Here is a 2,141-nt window from a genome sequence, read left to right as displayed (position 1 = left end):
AATTCACTATGCCACTACAGGTGGCGTAAAGCGAATAAGAAGCCGGTTAAGCATCGTCAGTTCTGGAAGCAAGTCGATGAACTGCGTTCTAGAAAGTATGTCGAGGTAGTTAAAGTCAAAGCGCATTCCGGCATTGAAGGAAATGAAAGAGCGGATACGCTGGCAGTAGATGCAGCGAGAAACGATATCGACTAACACAATGCGGCTTGTAGGGTTGATACCTACAAGCCATCTATCAGAAAATTTACCAAAGGTATTTTCAAGCTCTGCTCTTTCTTTTAAAAGCTGTTCATCTTTATGCTGTTTTGTATCCGCCCCATGAACCCACGGGGCGACTTGTCAGTGTTTGAAGTTCCAAGGCAGGAGTGCGTCGATATCAGGCTCTGCTTTCGCCAGCTCTTTCATGCACTTGACCATATAATCGTAGAGGATAAGACCGTTGGCTTTCGCGGTCTCGATGATGCTGTAAAGCATCGCGCTCGCATCAGCACCGTTTGGTGTGTTAGAGAATAGCCAGTTCTTCCTGCCAATAACCAGCGGTTTAATTGCGCGTTCAGCGCGATTATTATCGATAGATAAGTGGCCATCGTCGATATAACGAATGAGCTTTGACCACTGCCCAAGCGTATATTTTATCGCTTTGCCTAGTGGGCTAGAGCCAATCACCTTCTGGGTCGTCATCCATTGGTAAAGCTCATCCAGTATCGGCTTGGCATACGCTTGACGCTCTGCTTTTCGCTCTTTGGCAGGCGCACCTTTTAAGCGCGATTCTATCCCGTAGAGTTTTTGGATTTTAGCCAGCGCCTTATCAGCCTTGCCTGATTTACCTTTCCCTTGAAGCTTCTTCGCATCCATGAACTTGCGACGAGCATGCGCTAAGCACCCTACATTGGTGACGTGATGCAGACCATCATAAGCCGCGTAGCCATCGGTTTGTAGATAACCGTTGTAGTCACCTAAAAAGTCCACGGGACACGCCCTCGCGCGACTGTTTTGATAGTCGTACAAGGCAATATTTTTCACATTCGGCAGTGCCGCTTCGGGTGAGTCAGCGCCTGAGCAGTAGAGCCACATATAACACTTCTTCTCTTCTTTGAGCACATTGAGCGGCGTTTCATCCGCCTGAACCACCACTTGTTGAAGCAGGTTCTCCTTCAAGGCCGCATACAGCGGGGCGAACTTCTCACTGACTTGGATAACCCACCTTGCCATGGTGGTGCGTGATAGCTCGATACCCGACTGGGTAAACAGCGATTCTTGGCGATAAAGTGGCATCGCGTATTGGTATTTGCCAAGAATGATGTTGGTCAGCAAGCTTTCTGTGGCGAAGCTTTTAGGGATGAGACTCTGAGGGGATGGCTTCTGAACGATACGGCTGCTGTCACCTGTTTTCTCGCACTGGCGGCAAGCGTACTTAGGACGAACATATTCCAACACTTTGAGTACCGCTGGCGTGAACTCTAGCTTCTCGCTGCGGTCTTCACCGATTTTATGCAGGCTATGATTGCAGCAAGCGCACTGCTTTTCATGGTCGTCTACATCAAGTTCGATAACCTCACGAGGCAAGGTCTTAGGCAGAGGTTTACGTTTACCGCGCTTTTTCGTTGTGGTCGTGGTTGTCACCTCAACCTCGTCTTCTTTAACGGCTTCACATTCCGCTTCGTTGAAGAGGTCACCTTGTGATTCATCGTAAGGCTTTAATGCCTCCGAGCGTTTCGCGAACTGACGGTCGAAGGCGAGTTTGAGTTGTTCAAGCAGCGATTGGCGCTCTTGTTTCCACTCATTTCTCTCCGACATCAGAGCAGCTACCATCGCTTGTAGCTCGGCAACATCTTGGCTTTCTGGGTTGATATTTGGCGTCTTTTTCATAGCATTGATTATACTAAAATCGTGCCGTTAACGCTTGGAGAATAAGGCTTTATTCTCGATTAACTCATTGTAAAATCGTTTATTTTGATGGGTTCGTGGCCGATAATTGTGAAGCCTGAAAGCAGTCTATCAAGCTCAAATTGAGTGAGGGTAAACACCTGATTTTTCTCTTTTGAAGGCCACTTATACTTGGCTTTTTCAAGGCGTTTATACCAGAGGGCGAAGCCTGTTTTATGGTGAGTAGACCAGAGGAGTTTCACCTCTAGCCTCTC

The 2,141-nt window shown here is 47.8% G+C and carries 3 protein-coding genes; 1 reads left to right on the top strand and 2 read right to left on the bottom strand.

Features of this window, described 5'->3' with window-relative positions:
* Nucleotides 1-195 (top strand): RNase H family protein (locus PL85_RS18630; protein ID WP_327786304.1); only part of this gene is annotated, 195 nt, incomplete at its 5' end.
* A gap of 144 nt (nt 196-339) precedes the next feature.
* Here the strand turns inward: PL85_RS18630 and tnpC are convergent.
* Entirely contained in the window at nt 340-1,869 is a 1,530-nt protein-coding gene (gene tnpC / locus PL85_RS18625; RefSeq protein ID WP_115339548.1) for an IS66 family transposase, read from the bottom strand.
* 59 nt (nt 1,870-1,928) lie between these two features.
* A partial coding sequence (gene tnpB, locus PL85_RS18620) for an IS66 family insertion sequence element accessory protein TnpB (RefSeq protein ID WP_196360471.1) occupies nt 1,929-2,141 on the bottom strand: 213 nt, incomplete at its 5' end.

Source organism: Vibrio anguillarum, assembly GCF_001989995.2.
GTDB classification, from domain to species: domain Bacteria; phylum Pseudomonadota; class Gammaproteobacteria; order Enterobacterales; family Vibrionaceae; genus Vibrio; species Vibrio anguillarum.
Note: the sequence above shows the minus strand (reverse complement) of the source record. Positions and strands in the feature narration are given on the sequence as shown.

Excerpts from the sequence above, each read along its gene's own strand:
- tnpC (WP_115339548.1), bottom strand. The coding sequence starts at position 1,869 with ATGAAAAAGACGCCAAATATCAACCCAGAAAGCCAAGATGTTGCCGAG.